General features: G+C 59.8%; 19 protein-coding genes. 7 read left to right on the top strand and 12 right to left on the bottom strand.

Going from position 1 to position 21,110, the window contains the following annotated elements:
* Nucleotides 1-54 precede the first annotated feature (54 nt).
* The 6 genes from AD668_RS04790 to AD668_RS04765 all read right to left on the bottom strand — a co-directional run bounded on the left by AD668_RS04790 (nt 55) and on the right by AD668_RS04765 (nt 7,510).
* Entirely contained in the window at nt 55-1,110 is a 1,056-nt protein-coding gene (locus AD668_RS04790) for an ABC transporter ATP-binding protein (protein ID WP_053155234.1), read from the bottom strand.
* Nucleotides 1,111-1,126: 16 nt separating this feature from the next.
* On the bottom strand, nt 1,127-1,975 hold the full coding sequence (locus AD668_RS04785) for an ABC transporter permease (RefSeq protein ID WP_053155232.1): 849 nt from the start codon (nt 1,973-1,975) through the stop codon (nt 1,127-1,129).
* The gene (locus AD668_RS04780) at nt 1,972-2,880 is read right to left on the bottom strand and encodes an ABC transporter permease (RefSeq protein WP_053155230.1); all 909 of its coding nucleotides are present in this window, start codon (nt 2,878-2,880) and stop codon (nt 1,972-1,974) included. Before AD668_RS04780 ends, AD668_RS04785 begins: the two co-directional genes overlap by 4 nt.
* Before the next feature lie 147 nt (nt 2,881-3,027).
* The gene (locus AD668_RS04775; RefSeq protein WP_053155228.1) at nt 3,028-4,131 is read right to left on the bottom strand and encodes an extracellular solute-binding protein; all 1,104 of its coding nucleotides are present in this window, start codon (nt 4,129-4,131) and stop codon (nt 3,028-3,030) included.
* A gap of 296 nt (nt 4,132-4,427) precedes the next feature.
* Nucleotides 4,428-5,876, bottom strand: a complete 1,449-nt coding sequence (locus AD668_RS04770) for an aldehyde dehydrogenase family protein (protein WP_053155226.1) — start codon at nt 5,874-5,876, stop codon at nt 4,428-4,430.
* Complete coding sequence (locus AD668_RS04765; protein ID WP_053155224.1) at nt 5,873-7,510, bottom strand: 5-guanidino-2-oxopentanoate decarboxylase; 1,638 nt, start codon at nt 7,508-7,510, stop codon at nt 5,873-5,875. Before AD668_RS04765 ends, AD668_RS04770 begins: the two co-directional genes overlap by 4 nt.
* 161 nt (nt 7,511-7,671) lie before the next feature.
* On the opposite strand from AD668_RS04765, the gene AD668_RS04760 reads away from it, so the two are divergent.
* The gene (locus AD668_RS04760) at nt 7,672-8,553 is read left to right on the top strand and encodes a LysR substrate-binding domain-containing protein (protein ID WP_053155223.1); all 882 of its coding nucleotides are present in this window, start codon (nt 7,672-7,674) and stop codon (nt 8,551-8,553) included.
* Between the two features lie 201 nt (nt 8,554-8,754).
* Here AD668_RS04760 and AD668_RS04755 read toward each other — a convergent pair whose 3' ends face one another.
* A complete protein-coding gene (locus AD668_RS04755) occupies nt 8,755-9,639 on the bottom strand; it encodes an MBL fold metallo-hydrolase (RefSeq protein WP_053155221.1) in 885 nt (294 codons plus the stop codon).
* A 211-nt stretch (nt 9,640-9,850) separates the two neighbouring features.
* On the opposite strand from AD668_RS04755, the gene AD668_RS04750 reads away from it, so the two are divergent.
* Entirely contained in the window at nt 9,851-10,756 is a 906-nt protein-coding gene (locus AD668_RS04750) for a LysR family transcriptional regulator (RefSeq protein ID WP_082344423.1), read from the top strand.
* Nucleotides 10,757-11,083: 327 nt separating this feature from the next.
* Here AD668_RS04750 and AD668_RS04745 read toward each other — a convergent pair whose 3' ends face one another.
* Nucleotides 11,084-11,980 carry a helix-turn-helix domain-containing protein gene (locus AD668_RS04745; protein ID WP_053155218.1) on the bottom strand — a complete coding sequence of 299 codons (897 nt, stop codon included), beginning with the start codon at nt 11,978-11,980 and terminating at the stop codon, nt 11,084-11,086.
* A gap of 181 nt (nt 11,981-12,161) precedes the next feature.
* On the opposite strand from AD668_RS04745, the gene pobA reads away from it, so the two are divergent.
* The gene (pobA, locus tag AD668_RS04740) at nt 12,162-13,355 is read left to right on the top strand and encodes a 4-hydroxybenzoate 3-monooxygenase (RefSeq protein WP_053155216.1); all 1,194 of its coding nucleotides are present in this window, start codon (nt 12,162-12,164) and stop codon (nt 13,353-13,355) included.
* Between the two features lie 78 nt (nt 13,356-13,433).
* Nucleotides 13,434-14,951 carry an MDR family MFS transporter gene (locus AD668_RS04735; RefSeq protein WP_053155214.1) on the top strand — a complete coding sequence of 506 codons (1,518 nt, stop codon included), beginning with the start codon at nt 13,434-13,436 and terminating at the stop codon, nt 14,949-14,951.
* 90 nt (nt 14,952-15,041) lie between these two features.
* Here AD668_RS04735 and AD668_RS04730 read toward each other — a convergent pair whose 3' ends face one another.
* The 4 genes from AD668_RS04730 to AD668_RS04715 all read right to left on the bottom strand — a co-directional run bounded on the left by AD668_RS04730 (nt 15,042) and on the right by AD668_RS04715 (nt 18,918).
* A complete protein-coding gene (locus tag AD668_RS04730; RefSeq protein ID WP_053155212.1) occupies nt 15,042-15,890 on the bottom strand; it encodes a cache domain-containing protein in 849 nt (282 codons plus the stop codon).
* 97 nt (nt 15,891-15,987) lie between these two features.
* Entirely contained in the window at nt 15,988-16,860 is an 873-nt protein-coding gene (locus AD668_RS04725) for an ATPase (protein ID WP_053155209.1), read from the bottom strand.
* A gap of 117 nt (nt 16,861-16,977) precedes the next feature.
* On the bottom strand, nt 16,978-17,970 hold the full coding sequence (locus tag AD668_RS04720; protein ID WP_053155207.1) for an NAD(P)-dependent oxidoreductase: 993 nt from the start codon (nt 17,968-17,970) through the stop codon (nt 16,978-16,980).
* 54 nt (nt 17,971-18,024) lie between these two features.
* Nucleotides 18,025-18,918, bottom strand: coding sequence for a LysR family transcriptional regulator ArgP (locus AD668_RS04715; protein ID WP_053155206.1), 894 nt, complete (start codon nt 18,916-18,918; stop codon nt 18,025-18,027).
* A 95-nt stretch (nt 18,919-19,013) separates the two neighbouring features.
* Here AD668_RS04715 and AD668_RS04710 point away from each other — a divergent pair, with 95 nt between their 5' ends.
* The 3 genes from AD668_RS04710 to AD668_RS04700 all read left to right on the top strand — a co-directional run bounded on the left by AD668_RS04710 (nt 19,014) and on the right by AD668_RS04700 (nt 20,797).
* Nucleotides 19,014-19,415, top strand: coding sequence for an ACT domain-containing protein (locus AD668_RS04710; RefSeq protein WP_053155204.1), 402 nt, complete (start codon nt 19,014-19,016; stop codon nt 19,413-19,415).
* A gap of 6 nt (nt 19,416-19,421) precedes the next feature.
* Nucleotides 19,422-20,024, top strand: a complete 603-nt coding sequence (locus AD668_RS04705; protein WP_053155202.1) for a LysE/ArgO family amino acid transporter — start codon at nt 19,422-19,424, stop codon at nt 20,022-20,024.
* A gap of 176 nt (nt 20,025-20,200) precedes the next feature.
* Nucleotides 20,201-20,797, top strand: a complete 597-nt coding sequence (locus tag AD668_RS04700) for a superoxide dismutase (RefSeq protein ID WP_027619760.1) — start codon at nt 20,201-20,203, stop codon at nt 20,795-20,797.
* Nucleotides 20,798-21,110: the final 313 nt, after the last annotated feature.

Genomic DNA, 21,110 nt, shown 5'->3' with positions numbered 1-21,110 from the left:
TGTAGGAGCTGGCTTGACAGCGATGGGGCCAGAAAGGCCAACATCAAATCCGGATCAAGCTCCCAACACTCGGCAAGCCTCCACCGGCAACGTCACCGACACCGGATGCCCGATACTTAAACCAAAGCCCTGACACGGCGTGCTCAGCGCGGTAAACGAAACCCCGGAACACTCCACCGTCGTCTCGATGGTCGCACCGATATCCCGCACAAACGTCACTTTGCCCAGCAATCGGTTCCCCGCCGTCGCCTGTGGTGCCGACAGTTGCAGGTCTTCCGGACGAATCAGCATCTTCACTTTTTCACCGACCACAATGCTGCTGCAGATCGGCACTTGCAGCGCATCGCCGCCCGGCAGACTCACTTTGCCGTTGCCCAGCACAGTGGCCGGAAAAATGTTGCCTGAGCCGATGAAGTCCGCAACGAATTCGTTCGCCGGATGGCGGTAGATTTCGATCGGCGTGCCCACCTGCTGCACTTTGTGCTCACCCAACACCACAACGATATCGGCCATCGTCATGGCCTCGCGCTGATCGTGGGTCACCATGATGGTGGTGATGTTCAGGCGCTGCTGTAACTGACGGATTTCCACCTGCATCGACTCGCGCAGCTTGGCATCCAGCGCCGACAGCGGTTCGTCGAGCAAAAGGATTTTCGGGTGCGAAGCAATCGCCCGGGCAATCGCCACGCGCTGGCGCTGGCCGCCGGAGAGCTTGGCCACCGGGCGATTGATCATTGGTTGCAGCTGGATCAGCTCCAGCAACTCCACCACCCGCGCCTGCTGATCAGCCTTGCTGACCCCGCGCAGTTTCAGCGGATAGGCGATGTTCTCGCCCACAGTCATGTGCGGAAACAGCGCCAGGGACTGGAACACCATGCCGAAGTTGCGCAAATGCGCCGGAGTGTTGCCGATGTCTTCGCCGTCCAGGCGAATCTCGCCACCGCTCAGGGTTTCGAGCCCCGCGATCATCCGTAGCAAAGTGGTTTTGCCGCAGCCCGACGGGCCGAGGAAACACACCAGTTTGCCTTCCGGCAAATGCAGGTTTACATCCTTTACCGCGCACGCCGAGCCGTAGTGTTTCTCGACGTTTTCCAGAATCAGACCAGACATAAATCACCTCAAGAAATCAGAACGAAACGCCACCTTCACCCACCAGTTTTTCGAGCGCCCAGATCAGGACGAAGTCGATCAACACGATCAGCACGGCAAACGAAAATACGGTGGGGTCGAGCGAGGACACAGTGCGGCTGTACATCCAGATCGGCACGGTCATGACGTCGATGGTGTAGAGGAAGTAGGTCACGGTGAATTCGTTGAACGAGACGATGAACGCCAGCAGCATGCCCGCCAGAATCCCCGACTTCATCAACGGCACCACCACATCGACAATAGCCCGCAGCGGTGAAGCGCCAAGCATCTGTGCGGCCTCCTCGACTTCGCTGCCGATGGAGAGCATCGCCGCCGTGCAGTTTTTCACCACGAACGGCAAGGCGAGGATCACGTGGGCAATCACCAGGCGAGACGTGGTCATGTGGAACGGCAGGCTGTCGAATACCAGCAACAGCGCCAGACCCAATACCACCATCGGGAAGACCAGTGGCAGAGACATCAGTTGCAGCGCCACGGCCTTGCCACGGAACTCGCAACGGGTCAGCGCGTACGCGGCCGGCACCGCGATGATCGTGGCGAAGACCATGGTCAGGCACGACACCATCAAGCTGGTGGTCATGGCCTGGCCGAGGCTCAATACGTCACTGGAGTCCGGCGACACAAAGGTGTTCCAGGCAGCCTTGTACCATTGCAGGCTGTAGCTGCTCGGCGGAAAGTCGAGGTTCGACGCACCGCTGAATGACATGACGATCATGGTTAAAATCGGCAGCACCGCCAGCAGCAGGATGAAACCTGAAAGGATGCCGGCGAACTTGCCGGTGTCACCCGGCATCAGCGACTGGCGCTTCTTGGTCAAGGTACTCATTGCGAAGCCTCCAGCATGCGCCGACGACGGCCGGTGATGTATTCGGACAAAGTCATGATCGCGAGCGTGGTGACGATCAGCACCACACCGGCAGCGGACGCAGCGGGCCAGTTCATCAGCGGGGCGATCTGGTCATGCACCATCACCGCCAGCATCGGCACGCGTCGGCCACCGAGCAGCAAGGGCACCACAAAACTGCTGGCGTTGTAGGCGAACACCAGCGTCGCACCGGTAATGATGCCCGGCAAACTCATCGGCAATACCACTTGGCGGAACACCTGGAAGCGACTGGCGCCCAAGGTGGCGGCAGCCTCTTCGTAACTGCGGGCGACACCGCGCATGGCGCTGGCAATCGGCAGCACAGCCAACGGGAACGCCGTCTGCACCAGGCCCATCAATACGCCGTTCTGGTTGTACAGCAGCATGATCGGACGCTTGATCAGGCCCAGGCCCATCAGTGTCTGGTTGAGCATGCCGCCCGGTCCGAGAATCACCAGCCAGCCGTAGCTTTGCAGCAGCAGGTTGACGAGCAACGGCAGCAACACCGCTGCGAGGAAAATCCGCCGCACGAACGGCGAAGTCAGGCGCGACATGGTGTAGGCCACCGGGATCGCCAGAATCACGGCGATCACCGCGCTGATCAGCGCCAGGCGCAGGGTCAGCATCAAGGATTTGAGGTAGTAGGGTTCCAGCAATTGGGCATAGCTGGCCAGGCTGAAACCTGACCATTCCGCGCCCTTGGTGCCCACGCTCATGCGCAGGACCAGCAGGCTGGCGGCGATCAGCACGCCGAGAAACAGCATCGACGGCGTGAGGAAAAGCCAGGCGCGCGCGGTCGGCGAAACACCCCGACGCGGGCGCGACTCAGCGACGCTGACCGAATGAGTCAAAGGTTGGTGTTCCATAGCAAAGGTCTCGTCAATGGAAGATCAGGCGCATGGCGAGTGCTGCGCACTCGATCGCTGGCAAGCCAGCTCCTACAGGTCATGCGCTGTTCTTGTAGGAGCCGGCTTGCTGGCGATGAGGCTCGAAGAGCCTCCCTGTCATTCAGATCAGGAAGAAAAGATTTCCGTGTAACGACGAATCCATTGGTCATGCACGCTGGCCAGGAAGGCGTTGTCGTGCATGATCGCCTTCTCGGCAATCTGCTCCGGCGTGAGGATGTACGGGCTCTTGCGCGCTTCGGCAGAGATGATCGCCTTGGCGTTGACCGGACCGTTGTAGATGTCTTCCGCCATCTTGCCCTGCACCAGCGGGTCCAGAGAGTGGTTGATGAAGGCGTAGGCCATATCGGTATCGCCCGGACGATTCTTCGGCATTACCGAGAGCATCAGGTCGGTGTAGAAACCTTCCTTCATGCCGAAGGTGGCGCCCAGACCGTAGGCCGGATCGCGGATCTGTTTCGGGAAGAACGCCGGCGCGTACAAGCCGCCCATGTCCAGGGAACCGGTGCGGAACAGTTCGGCGATCTGGTTCGGGTTTTCGCCCAGGGTCACCACGCGGTCCTTGAGCTCGGCCAGCTTCTTGAAGCCAGGCTCGATGTTGTGTTCGTCACCACCGGCCAGTTTGGCGGCGATGATGATCAGGTCCATGGCCTCGGTCCAGTTCGGCGGCGGCAGAAAAATGTTCGGCGCAGCGTCGGCATCCCACAGCGAGGCGTAGCTGGTGGGGACTTCTTTCTGGGTGCGGGTGCTGTAGACCAGACTATTGCACCACAACAGGTAACCGATGCCGTGACCGTTGGCGCCGGTGCGGTATTTCTCCGGCACATCGACGATGTTGGGAATGCGGTCGAGGTCGGGTTTTTCCAGCAGGTTGGCGGCGGCCAGGCCCTCAGCGCCGACGCCGGCCAGGGTGATGATGTCGTATTGCGCACGATCAGCGCCGGCCTTGAGTTTGGCGACCATTTCCGAGGTACTGCCGGTACGGTCGGCGATGACCTTGCAGCCGTACTTGTCTTCGAAGGTCGCGGCGATGTTGCGCAGTGCAGCCAGGCCGGTGTCATCAGACCAGGTCAACAAACGCAGGGTCTTGCCAGTGAAACGTGTGTCACTGGCATTGGCCTTGACGAACGGCAGGCTCATGGCCGCCGCGGCAACCGAGGCTACGCCCACGGTCTTGATGAATTGACGTCTGTTCAGATCATGCTCGCCCATTACGGACTCCCTTTGTTTTTGTAGGTATAAGGCAGGTCGAAACTGTTGGTACTGCGCAACTGGAACAGCGCTGGCCCCTCTGTTTTCGGGGGTTTGGTTGAACCAGTGAGTTCATCCTGAGGTCGTGTAAAACACCTGACTATCGATAAAAACTCATTGAAGCCATGACGCCTGCGCATGCCTCATGTAGGAGCGAGCTTGCTCGCGATGGGTGCAAAGGCGCCGCGTACATTCAGGCACCCCACGTCATCGTTGACGTCCATCGCGAGCAGGCTCGCTCCTACAGGAAAGGGTCGTCAGACGGCCCGAATCACATGTTTTATTTCCTGGAAAGCCTGCAAGCCCCACGGCCCCAATTCACGGCCGATGCTGCTCTGCTTGTAGCCGCCCCAGGCGGTCTGCGGGAAGATCACCTGCGGCGCGTTGATCCACACCAGCCCCGCCTGCAACGCGTTGGCAACACGATCAGCCGTCTGTGCATTGCGCGTCACCACACTGGCGACCAGACCGAACTGACTGTCGTTGGCCAGGGCAATCGCTTCGGCTTCGGAGGTGAAACTGCGTACGCAAATCACCGGACCAAAAATCTCTTCACACCACAGCGCACTGTCGAGGGGCACTTCGGTGAACACCGTCGGCTGTAAAAAATATCCGCGCGGCAGGTCGGCCGGGCGATTGCCACCGCAAACCAGCTTGGCGCCAACGCTCAGACCACGATCAATGTGGCCGAGTACGCGCTGGTATTGCGCCTGATTGACCAGCGCGCCCATTTCCACGTCCGGGTCGAACGGGTCGGCCACGCGAATTGCTTCGGCACGGGCCTTCACCCGTGTGAGGAATTCATCGGCCAATTCATCGGCGACCAGCACGCGGCTGGTGGCGGAACACATTTGCCCGGCATTGAAGAAACCACCACCGCAGGCCACTTCCACCGCCAGGTCGAGATCGGCGTCGGCGAGCACCAGCAGCGAAGATTTGCCGCCCAGTTCCAGGCTCACGCCTTTGACGGTTTCCGCCGCCCGTTGCATGACCTGCACACCGACCGCGTTGCTGCCGGTGAAGGAGATTTTCGCGATGCGCGAGTCAGCCGACAACGGAGCGCCAACGGCCAGGCCGGTGCCGCACACCAGGTTGAACACGCCCGCGGGCAACCCGGCATCCGCGATGATCGCGGCCAGTTCCAGCTCCGGCAGCGGCGTCACTTCCGAAGGCTTGAGTACCACGCAGCAACCGGCGGCCAGGGCTGGCGCGAGTTTCCACGCAGTGGTGACCATCGGGAAATTCCACGGCACGATCAGACCAACCACACCGCAGGCTTCGCGGCGCACACGCGCGCTGAAGTCATCGGTCGGCAGCTCGACATTGCTGTCTTGCTTGGCGTCCAGTCCCTCGGCCAGACCGGCGTAGTACTCGAACGTGGCGATCACATCATCGACATCAATCGCGGCTTCGAACTGTGGCTTGCCGTTGTTGCTCGATTGCAAGTGCATCAGCTTTTCGCGATGGGCCTGCACGCCATTGGCGATCCTGCGCAGGATCGCGCCGCGCTCGGCGCCGGTGGTTTTCGACCAGTCGGCAAAAGCCTCGGTGGCTGCGCTCACGGCTTGATCAACAGCGCGATCATCGCCGCCATTCACAGTGGTCAACAGGGCTTCGGTCGCCGGATTGATCACTCGCAGGTGTTCGTTGCCCGCCGACCATTGGCCGTTGATGTACAGGCCATCGAGGTTGGTTGGAAAGGTCATTTCGACACCGCCTTCATCCACTCGGTCTGATCGATTTCAATCAGTGTCGGGCCTTGGCGATCTGTCGCCGCACGCAGCGCACCGCGCAGTTGCTCGACGCCACTGACCGCTTCGGCGGCGCAGCCCAGGGCCTTGGCCACACCGATGAAGTCCGGGGTATAGATGTCGACGCCCACCGGCTCGATGGCGCGGTTGACCATGTATTTCTTGATCTCTTCGTAGCCCTGGTTATTCCACAGCAGCACGATCACCGGGGTGCGTGCTTCAACGGCACTGGCCAATTCCGGCAAGGTGAACTGCAGGCCGCCGTCACCGATCAGGCACACCACCGGCGGACGAGTGCCGCTTTCAACGCCGCCACCGAGCCACGCGCCAATTGCTGCCGGCAAGGCGTAACCGAGGGTGCCGTAACCGGTGGACGAGTTGAACCAGCGGCGCGGACGCTCAGGGTTGAACGTCAGGTTTCCGGTGTATACCGGTTGGGTCGAATCGCCGACGAACACAGCGTCCGGCAGTTCATGCAAAACGGTTTCGAGGAAACGGGTCTGGGCCAGGGTCGGCGCATCCCAGGTCGCGGCCAGGTCTTCACGCAAACGGGCGGCGCGAACCTGGCCCCAATCGTTGCGACGTTCGGCCAAGGATTTGTGCGACAGCGCAGTGAGCAAGGCTTGGGCAGCGTTGCGCGAGTCGGACACTAGCGCCACGTGCGGCGGGTAGTTGCGCACGGTCTGGTCCGGGTCGATGTCGACACGCAGCAGCTTGCCAGGAATCTCGAAACCACCGGCGAAGGTCACGTCGTAATCGGTCTCGGCCAGTTCCGTACCGATGGCCAGCACGACATCGGCCTCGGCGACCAGCGCACGGGTCGCGACCAGGCTTTGAGTCGAACCGATCAGCAACGGGTGAGCGGACTCAAGCATGCCTTTGGCATTGATGGTCAGTGCCACAGGAGCATCCAGCAGCTCGGCCAGCTCTGTCAGCTCGGCGGCGGCGTCGATGGCACCGCCACCGGCGAGGATCAACGGACGCTTGGCGCCGGCCAGCAGGTCAGTCATGCGCGAAACGGCGGACGGCGAAGCACCGGCGCGGTCGATGTGGACCGGCAGGCTGTTGAGCAGTTCGTCGGCGTCTTCAACCAATACGTCCAACGGAATTTCGATGTGCACCGGACGCGGACGACCCGCCTGGAACAGCGCAAAGGCACGGGCCAACACGCCCGGCAATTCCGACGCCGACATCAGGGTGTGGGAGAACGCCGCGACACCGGCACACAATGCGCCCTGGTTCGGCAACTCGTGCAGCTTGCCGCGACCGCCGCCCAACTGGCTGCGCGATTGCACGCTGGAAATCACCAGCATCGGGATCGAGTCGGCATAGGCCTGGCCCATCGCGGTGGTGATGTTGGTCATGCCAGGGCCGGTGATGATGAAGCACACGCCCGGTTTGCCGCGGGTGCGGGCATAGCCGTCGGCCATGAACCCGGCGCCCTGTTCGTGACGCGGTGTGACGTGGTTGATGCTCGAACGGGCCAGCCCGCGATACAGCTCCACGGTGTGGACACCGGGAATGCCGAACACCTGCTCGACCCCGTAATCTTCGAGTAATTTGACCAATACTTCGCCGCACGTCGCCATGTGAATTGCCCTTCTTGTTCGATTTGAGACGCCGGGCCTGCGCAGTGTTTATGATGGATTCGCAGGTCCAGGGATGGCCTCATTGGAACGGGCGACACATAGCCGCAACAATGGATAAAAAGTCATACTAGCCATGTCCTCACGTCATACCTTGGATCCCAATGAAACGACTGCCTCCCCTGCCGGCGCTGCACACATTTCTGATTACCGCGCAGTGCTGCAATTTCACCCGGGCTGCCGAGCAACTGCACATCACCCAAGGCGCGGTGAGTCGACAGATCGCCGGTCTGGAAGATCATCTGGGTTATGAGCTGTTCATCCGTCAGGCCAGGGGTCTCGATCTCACGGCCGAGGGAAGGGAATGGCTGCCACGGGTCCAGCAGATTTTCGGCCTGATCGACGAGGCCGTGGAGCAGATCGGCGAGAAGCGCGAAACCCTGCAGCTCAAGGCGCCGACCTGTGTCATGCGGTGGCTGCTGCCGAGACTGTTGCAATGGCAAAAGGAACGCCCGGACGTGCCGGTGGAACTGACCACAACGGTCAAACACGGTGTGGATTTTCATCGCGAACAATTCGATGCGGCGGTGATGTACGGCACGCCGCCGGACAGTGCGTTGATGGCGCAAAAACTGTTCGATGAGCAACTGACACCGGTGTGTTCCAGGCCCATGCTCGAAGGCCCCATGCCCCTGCAAACGCCCGCCGACCTGCAACAGCACCTGCTGCTGCACCCGACCCGCGACGAGCGTGACTGGAAGGCCTGGTTGAAAGCGGCGGATGTGCAGTTGACCAATGTCGGCAAAGGCCAGCATTTCGAAACACTGGACCTGGCGATGTCGATGGCGTCCCAGGGGACAGGCGTGGCGATCGGCGACTGGTCGCTGATTGGCGATGACCTGAACGCCGGACGGCTGGTCATGCCCTTTGAATTGAAGGTGAAAACGGGGTTGGCGTATTACCTGGTATTCCCCGAAAAACCCCTGCCTTCGTCGAAGCTGCGTGAGTTGATGGGGTGGTTGGTGGAACAGGCTCAGTCACGCTGAGCTGCCCTTGTAGGAGCCGGCTTGCTGGCGAATATGGCGAGGGGGGCTTGTCGGATCGCCGCACCGTCCCGCTCGGCTGAGCAGCAGTCGTAAGACCTGAAAACGCGGTGTACTTGTCACATTGCAGGGGAGCGCTTCGCACTCCAACGGGGGCAAGCCCCCTCGCCACAAAAAGCACCTTCAACGCCTCACCGCATCAGCTCACTCACCCCACTTCATCTCGCCCTTGGCGACTTTGGCGCTCAGCGCCAGGGAGCTGTCCTCGCCCAGGGTCGGGAAGCGTTTTTTCATGGCGGCGATCAGTTCGGCAGCGTCCTTGGCCTTGGCGGTTTCTTCGTCGAAAGCCTTGATGTAATCGGCGGTGAACTGCACGGCGGCCAGCGAACGGGCGCTCTCGCCGAGGTAGTGGCCGGGCACGATGGTTTTCGGTTTCAGGGTTTCAATGGCATGCAGCGTAGCCAACCAATCGGCATGGGACTGTGCAGTTTGGGTATCGGCCATCCACACGTGGATGTTTTCTGCCACGACCACGCCACCGACCACAGCCTTGATCGACGGAATCCAGACGAAGCTGCGATCAGGCTGTTTGCCTTCCAGGCCCACCACCTGCAACTTCTGCCCTTCGAGGATCAGGCTGTTGCCCTTGAGTACGTCCGGCACGATGGTTTTGGCCGGTACGTCCGCGCCCATCTTCGGCCCCCAGAAGGCCAGTTTGCCGTCGACGGTTTTCTTGATGTGGTCTACGGTCGGCTGCGAAGCGAGCACTTTGGCCTTGGGGAATGCAGCCATCAGGGTGTCGAGGCCGAAGTAATAGTCCGGGTCGCCGTGGCTGATGTAGATGGTGGTCAATTGCTTGCCGCTGGCGCGGATTTTCTCCACCACGTGTTCGGCCTGGGATTTGCCGAATTGCGCGTCCACCAGGATCGCGTCTTTGTCGCCACTGACCAGTACGGACGTCACCGGGAAAATTGCCTTTTCGCCGGGGTTGTAGACATCCAGCGTCAGCGTCGATGCACTGGCGTGGGCGGCAAAACCGAGAGCGGCGCTGGCCAGTAAAATACGCTTAAACGTGGTGAAACCGATCATCTGTTGCTCCTTGGTTGAAATACGCCTTTGTAGGAGCCGGCTTGCTGGCGATGGTCTTTAAAGAAAACCCATGCTGACCGGGAAAGCGCGGCGCCTGGGACAGCATCGCCAGCAAGCCGGCTCCTACAGAAGATGGAGGGAGCTTAGTTGCCTGACTCAGTACAAAAAATGCGATCCTTGAACATAGTTTGTTTCTGAAATCGGGCAAATCATGGATCGTCTACAAGCAATGCGCGTGTTCGTCACGGTGGTCGACCTCGGCAGCCAATCCGCCGCGGCCGATCATCTGGAGCTGTCGCGGCCAGTGGTTTCGCGTTATCTGGCGGAATTGGAAGACTGGGTAGGCGCACGCCTGATGCACCGCACCACGCGCAAGTTGAGCCTCACCGCCGCCGGCAACGAAGTGCTGCCCCGCTGCCGGCAGATGCTCGAACTGTCCACCGACATGCAAGCCGCCGTCAGCGTCCCGGAAGACGCGCCGCGCGGATTGTTGCGAATCAGCGTCAGCACTTCATTCGGTCAGGCCCAACTGGCCGATGCCATGGCCGAGTACGTCAAGCGCTATCCGGCGGTCAGCATCGACATGCAAATGCTCGACCGCACCGTGAACCTGGTGGACGAGCGTATCGACCTGGCGATCCGCACCAGCAATGACCTGGACCCGAACCTGATCGCCCGCCGCCTGACCGTCTGCCGGTCAGTGATCTGCGCTTCCCCCGCCTACCTGCGCGAGCACCCGGCACCGCAACGGGTAGAAGACCTGAGCCAGCACAACTGCCTCACCCATTCCTACTTCGGCAAAAGCCTCTGGCATTTCGAGCGGGACGGCGAACAGATTTCGGTGCCGGTACAGGGCAATATCAGCGCCAATGAGGCCAGCACGTTGTTGCGTGCTGCGATGGCAGGCGCCGGGGTGGCAATGTTGCCGACTTATCAGGCCGGGGTGCATATCCACAGCGGTGAGCTTGTCCGTCTGTTGCCCGCCGCCGAACCTCGGCCAATGAACGTGTACGCGGTATATGCCTCACGCAAGCACATGCCGGCGGCGTTACGCAGTTTGCTGGATTTTCTGGTGGTGAGATTTCCCCAGGAACCGGCGTGGGACGCTGGCCTGTAAGCAACGCCCCCTTGGGCGCTGGCAAGCCTGCTCCTACGGGGTCATCAGCGGTTGAATAGCACGCGTCAGGGGTTGGTAACTCACCCGCGATGACCTATGCTCAGAGTAATACCGAAGAGTATTCGTTCAGAGGCCAATACCGTGAACATAAGAACAAGAAGATACCTCGCCATTTTCGTCACCTGCGCAGTCACGCTCGGGCTGTATGGCGCCGCGGCCTGGCGAGTCGAGCAGTTGCGCGATCTGCCCCGCGACGCCGCGAGCTGCAATTTCGGGCACTGCATCCCCCACAACGCGACCCTCAGTACCCTCCGATAACGAAGGGGATCAGGTCTCGTTGCCCTGATCGGACTTCAATCGGTCGCGGAACGCCTTTGGCGAAATCCCCACACGACGCCGAAACAGGCGTGTGAAGTTGGTCGGGTCCGAGAATCCCAACACGTCGGACATTTCGTAAATGGTCATGCTGGTGTAGGTGAGCAAACGCTTGGCCTCCAGCAATTGCCGTTCGTGCATGATCTGCAACGCCGGTTGTCCCGCCAGCTCACGGCACGTGCCATTGAGGTGGGACACGGAAATCCCCAACCGATGCGCCAGGTCTTCGACCTTGACGTGCTGGCGATAGGTTTCCTCCACCAGTTGAATAAACCCGTTGAGGTATTCCCTTGCGCGCTGCGGGCGCGCCATTGCCGTTCGCCGCTGGATCACCTGACGGCTGACCCACACCATGATCACGCTGACCAGCGAATGCATGAGCATCTCTCGCGCTGGCTGGTGGCTGGTGTATTCGTTCTGCAATGCGCTGAACAGGCTATTGAGGTACTCGGCATCTTTGCCGGCCGGGTAACTTTCCGCCTGGGCCAGAGCATTCACCGAATGCCCCAGTTGCAACTGCAAATGGGCGATCAGCGGCGCAGCCAACGTCACCACGAAGCCTTCTACATCTTCGGAAAAACGAAAGCCGTGAACCGAGAGCGGCGGCAGGATCTGGATCGCCGGTTCGTTCAGTTGCGTGCGTTGGCCTTCGATTTCAAGCGCGGCCTGACCTTTGAACACGAAGAGCAGCTGACACAAATCAGCATGGCGATGGGGTTTTATTTCCCAATGATGTTCGCGACTGCGTTTGGAAATGGTTTCACAGTGCAACAAGTCCGGGGTGGGCCAATCCAGGCTTTCACCGTAGAGCTTGAACACCGGAATCGAAGGCAGGTCAGGCTTGTTCATCACTTCAATCCAGGCTTCGGAATAGGTGTCGGGCGATAATCGCACCGATTGGCAGAATGTACAGGTATCGGCTCAGTTTTCACCTTCAATTGACAGACTCGCAAGTGAAAAATGCAAGCACTCGATCCATAAAAATAATTCACCGGCCCTGGTCGTGTGGAGCTTGCGAGTCATAAAAACAATGAAAACGCTAAAAACCCAAGTTGCCATTATCGGTGCTGGACCCTCTGGTTTGCTGCTCGGTCAGTTGCTGCACAACGCCGGCATCGACACCCTCATTCTCGAACGTCAAACCCCTGATTACGTACTCGGCCGAATCCGCGCCGGCGTGCTCGAACAAGGCATGGTAGAGCTGTTGCGTCAGGCTGGAGTAAGTCAGCGCATGGACGCCGAAGGCTTGGTTCACGGCGGCTTCGAACTGGCCCTCGACGGACGTCAGGTGCACATTGATCTGCAAGCGTTGACCGGTGGAAAGACCGTGATGATCTACGGCCAGACCGAGGTCACTCGTGACCTGATGGCCGCTCGTCGGGAGGTCGGTGCGCAGACGATTTACCAGGCTTGCAACGTCGTCCCCCACGGCATGAAAACCGATGAAGCGTTTGTCACTTTTGAGAAGGACAGGGAGACTTATCGGGTCGATTGCGATTACATCGCCGGTTGCGACGGCTTCCACGGCGTGGCGCGGCAATCGATTCCCGCCGACTGTCTGAACGTGTTTGAACGCGTCTATCCGTTTGGTTGGCTGGGCATTCTGGCTGACACGCCGCCAGTCCACGAAGAACTGGTCTACGCCCGCCATGAACGCGGTTTTGCCCTGTGCAGCATGCGTTCGGCAACGCGTACCCGTTACTACCTGCAAGTGCCCGCTGATGAAAACGTCGAGAACTGGTCCGATCAACGCTTCTGGGACGAGCTCAAAAATCGTCTACCGGCCGATCTTGCACAAAAACTGGTAACCGGCCCGTCCATCGAAAAAAGCATCGCCCCGCTGCGCAGCTTCGTCGTCGAGCCCATGCAATACGGACGCATGTTTCTGGTCGGCGACGCCGCGCACATCGTCCCGCCCACCGGCGCCAAAGGCCTGAACCTGGCGGCCAGTGACGTCAGTACCCTGTTCAACATACTGGTCAAGGTTTACCGCGACGATCGCCTCGATTTGCTGGAGAAGTACTCGCAAATCTGTCTGCGTCGCGTGTGGAAGGCCGAACGGTTTTCCTGGTGGATGACGTCGATGCTGCACCGCTTCGACGACCATGATGCGTTCAGCCAGCGCATTGCCGAATCGGAGCTGGATTATTTTGTCAGCTCGCAAGCGGGCCGCAAAACCATTGCGGAAAACTACGTCGGTCTCCCGTACGAGGCTATCGAATAGCCTGCTATCGATTTACACTGGCGAGCATCCCCGCTCGCCATGCCCCTTGCGGGTCAATCTTTGCCCGCAGGACTCCACGTGACTAATCTCCAGCAGCCTGAAACGCCCAAACCGGCCATCCGCAGTGTGTTGATCGCGCTGATGCTGGCGATTTTCCTTGGGGCACTGGACCAAACCATCGTCGCCGTGTCGATGCCGGCCATTTCCGCGCAGTTCAAGGACGTTAGCCTGCTGGCCTGGGTCATCTCCGGCTACATGGTGGCGATGACAGTGGCCGTGCCGATCTACGGCAAACTGGGTGATCTGTACGGGCGGCGCAAGTTGATGCTGTTCGGCATGGGCCTGTTTACCCTGGCCTCGATGTTCTGTGGCCTGGCCCAGAGCATGGAGCAATTGGTGCTGGCGCGGATTCTTCAGGGCATCGGCGCTGGCGGGATGATTTCCGTGAGTCAGGCGATCATCGGCGACATCGTGCCGCCCCGGGAACGTGGTCGCTATCAGGGTTACTTCAGCAGCATGTACGCGGTAGCGAGCGTGGCCGGTCCGGTGCTCGGCGGCTACATGACCGAGTACCTGTCCTGGCGCTGGGTATTCCTGATCAACCTGCCATTGGGCCTCGGCGCGTGGCTGGTGGCCAATCGTACGCTGGTCGGCCTACCGATCCCGCAACGCAAACCGATCATCGATTACCTCGGCACCCTGCTGATGATCATCGGCCTGACCGCGTTGCTCCTCGGTATCACCCAGGTCGGCCAGGGCCATTCATGGCGCAGCGCCGAAGTGCTCGCGTTGCTGACCTGTGCGGTACTGGTTCTGGGATTGTTCGTTGTCCATGAACGGCGTGCGCGCGAGCCATTGTTGCCCATGCATCTGTTCGCCAACCGCAATGCGATCCTGTGCTGGTGCACGATCTTCTTCACCAGTTTCCAGGCCATCTCGTTGATCGTGTTGATGCCATTGCGTTTCCAGAGCGTGACCGGTGCCGGTGCCGACAGCGCTGCCCTGCATTTGCTGCCGCTGGCCATGGGCTTGCCGATCGGCGCCTATTTCGCCGGTCGGCGCACTTCTGTGACCGGGCGCTACAAGCCGATGATCCTCGCCGGCGCCGTGCTGATGCCGATCTCGATTCTGGGCATGGCATTCAGTCCCCCCCTGGCCTTTGTGCTGAGCAGCCTGTTCATGTTGCTCTGCGGGATCGCCGCGGGCATGCAGTTCCCGACTTCATTGGTGGGGACGCAAAATTCGGTTGAACAGAGGGATATTGGCGTGGCCACCAGCACCACCAACCTCTTCCGCTCGCTGGGCGGTGCGGTGGGCGTGGCGTTGATGTCGGCACTGCTGCTGGCGCTGTTGCAGGATTCGAGTTTCGCCCATCTGGCCGGTTCGACGCTGATCGCCGAAGGTCATTCCGGGAATGTGCTGCTGGATGGCTTGAACGCCGCACCAGGGGATGCGCAAGACGCCCTGCGTGCGGAACTGCTGCTCACGTTCCGGCACTTGCTGATGGTCAGCGCCGCCGTGTCGCTGCTTGGGCTGGCGGCGGCAATTGCGATGCCGAACATGTTGTTGCGCGGGCGCGAGGACAAGGCGCGATAAGCACAAAAGTCAAGATCGCAGCCTGCCGCAGCGCCTACAAATTAACGCCTCACCGCGTAGGAGCTGCCGCAGGCTGCGATCTTTTGACATTCAAGGGCTGTAATACCCGACAGCCACCAGGAAATGCCCGACCTTCTTCAGGTACGCATGCTTGTTCTCGACCTTGCCGGTCACCGGGTTTTTCCAGCGGTACTCGTAATCGCCGTAATCCTGCTTGGCCATCAGTGCCAGTATCGGCTCGCCGACCGGTTTGCCTTCCGGATCTTCGACCTTGTTGAAATCGGTGTTGATCAGCCGCAAGTTGGTCCCATGAGCCACATACCGTTGGGTATTGAGGTCGACGACAAACACATAAAGATCATCCTGCAGGTATCCACCCTTGAGGGAATTGATTGCCGTCAGGGTGCCTTTTTCGTCCTTGGCCAGATCGGTTGCCGCTTTGTTCAGCAAGGCCATGGCCTGCTCCGCTGACGCCCGTGGCAGGTAGTAACCGACCGCAAGAATCCGTTGCCCGATGCGCTGATAGTACACGTGCTTGCGCTCGACCTTGCCGTCCGCCCAGTTCTGCCAGTGATATTCCGCCTGCTGAATGCCATTGCCTTCCGGCACGTTCAGGGCGTCCTTGAAGGTTTTCTGCAAGTCCGGCCCGAGGGTTTCCGACACGTCCCGGCCGATCAACGCCGCGGACGGTCCGCCGCTGGCAAGCATCACGCCCTTGGTATCGAGCACGAAGACATAACGGTCCTTGTCGACAAATTCGCCCTGACGACTGAACGCCGCAAAAGCCTTGTCGCCATTCTCGTGATAATAGGCCAGGGCTTTTTCCAGCAAGGCGATGGCAGCCTTACTGTCTTCCTTCTCGGTACCGGCGGCTTGCGCCTGGCCCAGGCACAGCACAAGCATGCCGCACAGCCAGGTCAACTTTTGCAGAAACCCCATTACGCGTCCCTCGTTCCTGTTGGTGTTTCAAGAGCGTAGACGGCAATGGGGCATGCATGAGTATTCAGGTAATGGTTGTGACCAGCCTCTGTGCCAATTACTGCCGAGCGCGCAATTGCTGTTGCAGATTCTGGATCTGCGCCTGAAGGGTGTTGATATTGCGGGTCACCTGGCCACGGAACGCATCGAACTCGGCGGTGTTCCCACCTTGTGGGGCAGACGGGCGGTTGTCCTGCTGGCTTTTGAGTATCAGGATATCTTGCTCCAGTCGCTCGATGGCAGCACTCGGGTTGCCTTGCTTCTTCAGCGCGACGATATCGGCGCCCAGGCTCTTGAGTTGCGCATCGAACTTCTCGGTGTCCGCCGGAGCATTTTTCAGCGTGGTCAACTCGCTGCCCAGCGTTTTGACCTGCGCCTGCAATTGCGTGTTGGCGGTCTGTTGCTCGGTGTTCTGGGTCGTCATCTGCGCGAGGCGCTTATCCAGTTCGGCTGTCTGCGCACTCATCTGCGCCAGACGCTTGTCGAGATCCGAAGCCTGACCTGCAACACCTTGCTGCTGCGTGCTCTGCTCAAGCAGCCGGCTTTCCAGTTGTTTGATCTGCAGCTTCAGGGCTTCGCTGTCGGAGGTGACATTGGTCTGGCTGGCGACCACTTTGCCGGAAATGTCCTGCAAGCGTCCCGCCGCCTCCTCACTGATTCGCGCGAAACTTTCCTGGGTCGCTACCAGTTGCTGTTCCATCAGGGAAATCTGCTGAAAACTCCACCAGGCAAGACCTGCGAAAGCGAAGAATAACGCGCCGACCAACGCCCAGAGCGGGCCGGTGCTCGCGGCCTTGACCTTGACCACCGGTGCCGAGCGCGAGTGCACGACTGTGCGGGCAGTGGAGGGAAAATCATCGTCATCGAGAACGTTTGCACGCAGGCTCGGTACATCATCGAAGTCGTCGTTGGCATCGTTACGCATGGACATTGAATCAACCTTTGTGAAACAGATGATGGCTTTGTGCCGTGCATTATAACCCTCACGGCCGCATCCATTGACCCCGAACCCCGGTCCTCGGTTCAACAGGTGACCGGCAGCCCGTCGTCAGCGAATGTCTTGAGCCTTCCACCAACCGCAGAACTCATCCAGCGCCGTCCACAGGCTGACCCTCGGATCGTAATCCAGATAATGCCGGGCGCGGCTGATGTCCAGGGTGAAATTTTTGTTCATGACCTGCATGCCCAGCCGCGACAGCGTCGGCTCGGGCCGCCCCGGCCACAACTTGCACACGCCCTCGTTGAGCGCAGCCACCGAGTAGCCCAGGCTGTAGGAACGGTAACGCGTGACCTGCGGGACTTCCATCTGGCGCATGACGTAGTTGACCACGTCCCACAAAGGAATCGGCGTGCCGTTGCTGATGTTGTAGGCCTTGCCAAGGGCAGAACCGGTGGCCAGTAAACTGCTGAGCAACGCTTCGTTGAGGTTCTGGACGCTGGTGAAGTCGACCTTGTTCAGGCCATTGCCGATGATCGCCAGGCGGCCCTTGCGCTGCATCTTCAGCAGGCGCGGAAAAATGCTCATATCGCCAGCGCCGGTGACGAAACGCGGACGCAAAGCCAGGGTTTCGAGGCCGAACTCCTGAGCGCCGAAGACCTTTTGTTCGGCCAGGTATTTGGTCGCGGCATAGTGATGTTTGAAGCGCTTGGGCACCTGTTCTTCAGTCAGGCCCAGGTGGTCGCGTCCATCGAAATAGATCGACGGTGACGACAAGTGCACCAGTCGGCGAACTCGCTGCTTGAGGCAAGCTTCGACCACGTTTTCGGTGACCTGGACGTTACCCAGATGAAAATCCTGATAACGCCCCCACAAACCGACGGCTCCGGCGCAATGCACCACGGCCTCCACGTCCGAGCACAACTGGCGCGCCAGTTCCGGGTCGCTCAAATCACCCGGGACGAACTCGGCGCCACGGCGCACCAGATGTTCCACGCTCTCGGCCCGGCGACCGTTGACCCGTACGTCCAGGCCCTGCTCCAGGGCGAAACGCGCAAAGCGCCCGCCGATGAAGCCGCTTGCGCCGGTGACCAGAATTTTCATGTAGTGCTCCGAATATTTCGTTTTGCGTAGTACGTGAGGTCTTGACGCTGCCCGTCAGTCCAACGGCACCAGCCATTGCCTGGAAGTGCGCACCAATTGATCCGTGAGTAACCCCAGCAGTTGACCGCCGTTGCGCCAATGATGCCAGTACAGCGGCACATCAATCGGTTTATCTGGCAAAAGCTCCAGTAAAACGCCGCTTTCCAGTTGCTCGCGCACCTGTAATTCAGGGACCAGCCCCCAACCAAGACCGGCCTCGGTCAGGCGGATGAATCCTTCGGAAGACGGGCACAAATGGTGTTCAAATCCACCGTCCACGCCGAGAGAAGCGAGGTATCGATGTTGCAGGAAATCGTCCGGACCAAACACCAGTGCCGGAGTTCTGGCCAACTGATCGGCGCGAACGCCATCAGGAAAGTGCCGGGTAATAAAGGCCGGACTGGCCAGTGCGCGATAGCGCATGGCTCCCAACAGAACGCTGCGTGCCCCGGCCACAGGGCGCTCACTGGCACAGAGGCAGGCGGCCACTTCGCCGGCACGCATGCGCTTGAGGCCGACGGTCTGGTCCTCGACCACCAGATCCATCAAGACCTTTTGCTGCGCGCAAAACTCCCCCACGGCCTGCGCCCACCAGGTGGCCAGACTGTCGGCGTTCAAGGCTATCCGCAGGCGCTCCGGTAAACCCTGTTCATCGAGTGCCGGCACCAGGCTTTGCAAATCCCGCTCAAGCAACCGTACCTGTTGCACATGGTTGAGCAGCCGGCGACCGATTTCAGTCGGAGTTGGCGGCGTAGCGCGTACCAGCACCGGCTGGCCGACCCGAGCCTCCAGCAGTTTGATGCGCTGTGAAATCGCCGATTGAGACAATCCCAGCAATTGGGCTGCCCGTTCAAACCCGGCCTGCTCGACCACCGCAGCCAGCGCAGAAAGCAATTTATAGTCGAACATCAGTTTTCCTAATGAGCGATCAGTATGATTGGTTTTTCTTATACAGCGTTCACGGGGAGAATGCCCGACAAGAACTCTTTAACAAGGATCATCCCATGGCTGGCGAAACTTCATTGGCAACGCTGCTGCGCAGCATGAGCCCGCAACTCAATGCCGGCGAATACGTGTTCTGTACCCTGCGTGACGGGAAATTGCCTACCGGTCTGGAAATCATCGGCAGCTTTCGCGAAACGGAAGGTCTGACCGTTATTCTGGAACGCTCCCACGCCGAACAGGCCGGATTCAGCTTCGACTACATCGCTGCCTGGATCACCCTAAATGTGCACTCGGCCCTCGAAGCCGTCGGTCTTACGGCGGCGTTCGCCACTGCACTGGGCAAGGCCAACATCAGCTGCAACGTAATCGCCGGCTACTACCACGATCATTTGTTCGTCGGCCAGGCCGATGCCGAGCGCGCCGTGCAGGTACTGCGGGATCTGGCGTCCAACGGGGAGTAAAACGCTATGTGGCAAAGTTATGTAAACGGCCTGTTGGTGGCCTTTGGCCTGATCATGGCGATCGGTACGCAGAATGCATTTGTGCTGGCGCAAAGCCTCAGGCGTGAACATCACCTGCCGGTCGCAGCGCTTTGCGTGGCCTGCGATGCCCTGCTCGTGGCTGCCGGCGTGTTCGGTCTGGCGACGGTGCTGGCGCAGAACCCGACGTTGCTGGCGATTGCCCGCTGGGGTGGCGCAGCCTTTCTGATCTGGTACGGCAGCCAGGCCCTGCGTCGGGCCTTCTCGAAACAAAGCCTGCAACAGGGCGAAAATCAAACCGTGCGTTCATTGCGAGCGGTCATGTTGAGTGCCTTGGCGGTGACATTGCTTAACCCGCATGTCTATCTGGACACCGTACTGCTGATCGGCTCCCTGGGAGCGCAACAAACCGAGCCTGGTGCCTACGTAATGGGCGCGGCCAGTGCGTCTTTGCTGTGGTTTTTCACCCTGGCGCTCGGTGCAGCCTGGCTGGCTCCCTGGCTCGCCCGTCCGAGTACCTGGCGAATTCTTGACCTATTGGTCGCGGTGATGATGTTCGCAGTAGCATTGCAGCTGATCAGTGCCGGGTGAGTTATTCCAAACTGCTCTGGAACCTCTATTCCACACAGTTGTTGCGTGGTTATGCCGCCCCCCCGGTGCTATGATCCGACACCTGCGCCGCAAAGAGTACAAACTCCCCGGCGCTTGTCTGGCCGCCCGTGATCGGCCTTGCGCTCACCGCACCTGACCTGATTAGGAGATTCACCATGGCTTTCGAATTGCCGCCACTGCCTTACGCACACGATGCCCTGCAGCCGCACATTTCCAAAGAAACTCTGGAATTTCACCACGACAAGCACCACAACACCTACGTCGTGAACCTGAACAACCTGGTGCCTGGCACCGAGTTCGAAGGCAAGACCCTGGAAGAAATCGTCAAGACTTCCTCGGGCGGTATCTTCAACAACGCCGCTCAGGTCTGGAACCACACTTTCTACTGGAACTGCCTGGCGCCAAACGCCGGCGGTCAACCAACCGGCGCACTGGCTGAAGCCATTAACGCGGCTTTCGGTTCGTTCGACAAGTTCAAGGAAGAATTCAGCAAGACGTCCATCGGCACCTTCGGTTCCGGCTGGGGCTGGCTGGTGAAAAAGGCGGACGGTTCCCTGGCCCTGGCCAGCACCATCGGCGCCGGCAACCCGCTGACCAACGGCGACACTCCGCTGCTGACCTGCGACGTCTGGGAACACGCTTACTACATCGACTACCGCAACGTTCGTCCAAAGTATGTCGAAGCGTTCTGGAACCTGGTCAACTGGAAGTTCGTGGCTGAGCAGTTCGAAGGCAAAACCTTCACCGCTTAAGCTCGATGCCAGTCAAAAAACCCGGCTTTCATGCCGGGTTTTTTTTCGCCATATACAAGGTAATTTTTCCGACAATGAAACAGGCGCCATCGCCCTTGCCCCTGCGCCACAGACGTCTAACATCAAACGCATGGAAAATATCTATACCCGCCCCTCAAGTTGAAGGACTCGACAACCGACACAGTGCTAATTCGCCAGATATTTCAAATAACTGCAAATCGGCCAAGCTGCAGGCAAAATCTCCCAAGGATGATTGTCCCTTTGACTGGCATCACGGGATTGCCAATACTCATGGCAACTTGATGCTATCTGC

The sequence above is a fragment of the Pseudomonas sp. P1.8 genome (genome assembly GCF_001269805.1).
GTDB lineage: Bacteria > Pseudomonadota > Gammaproteobacteria > Pseudomonadales > Pseudomonadaceae > Aquipseudomonas.
This window is presented reverse-complemented; position numbering and strand designations above follow the sequence as displayed.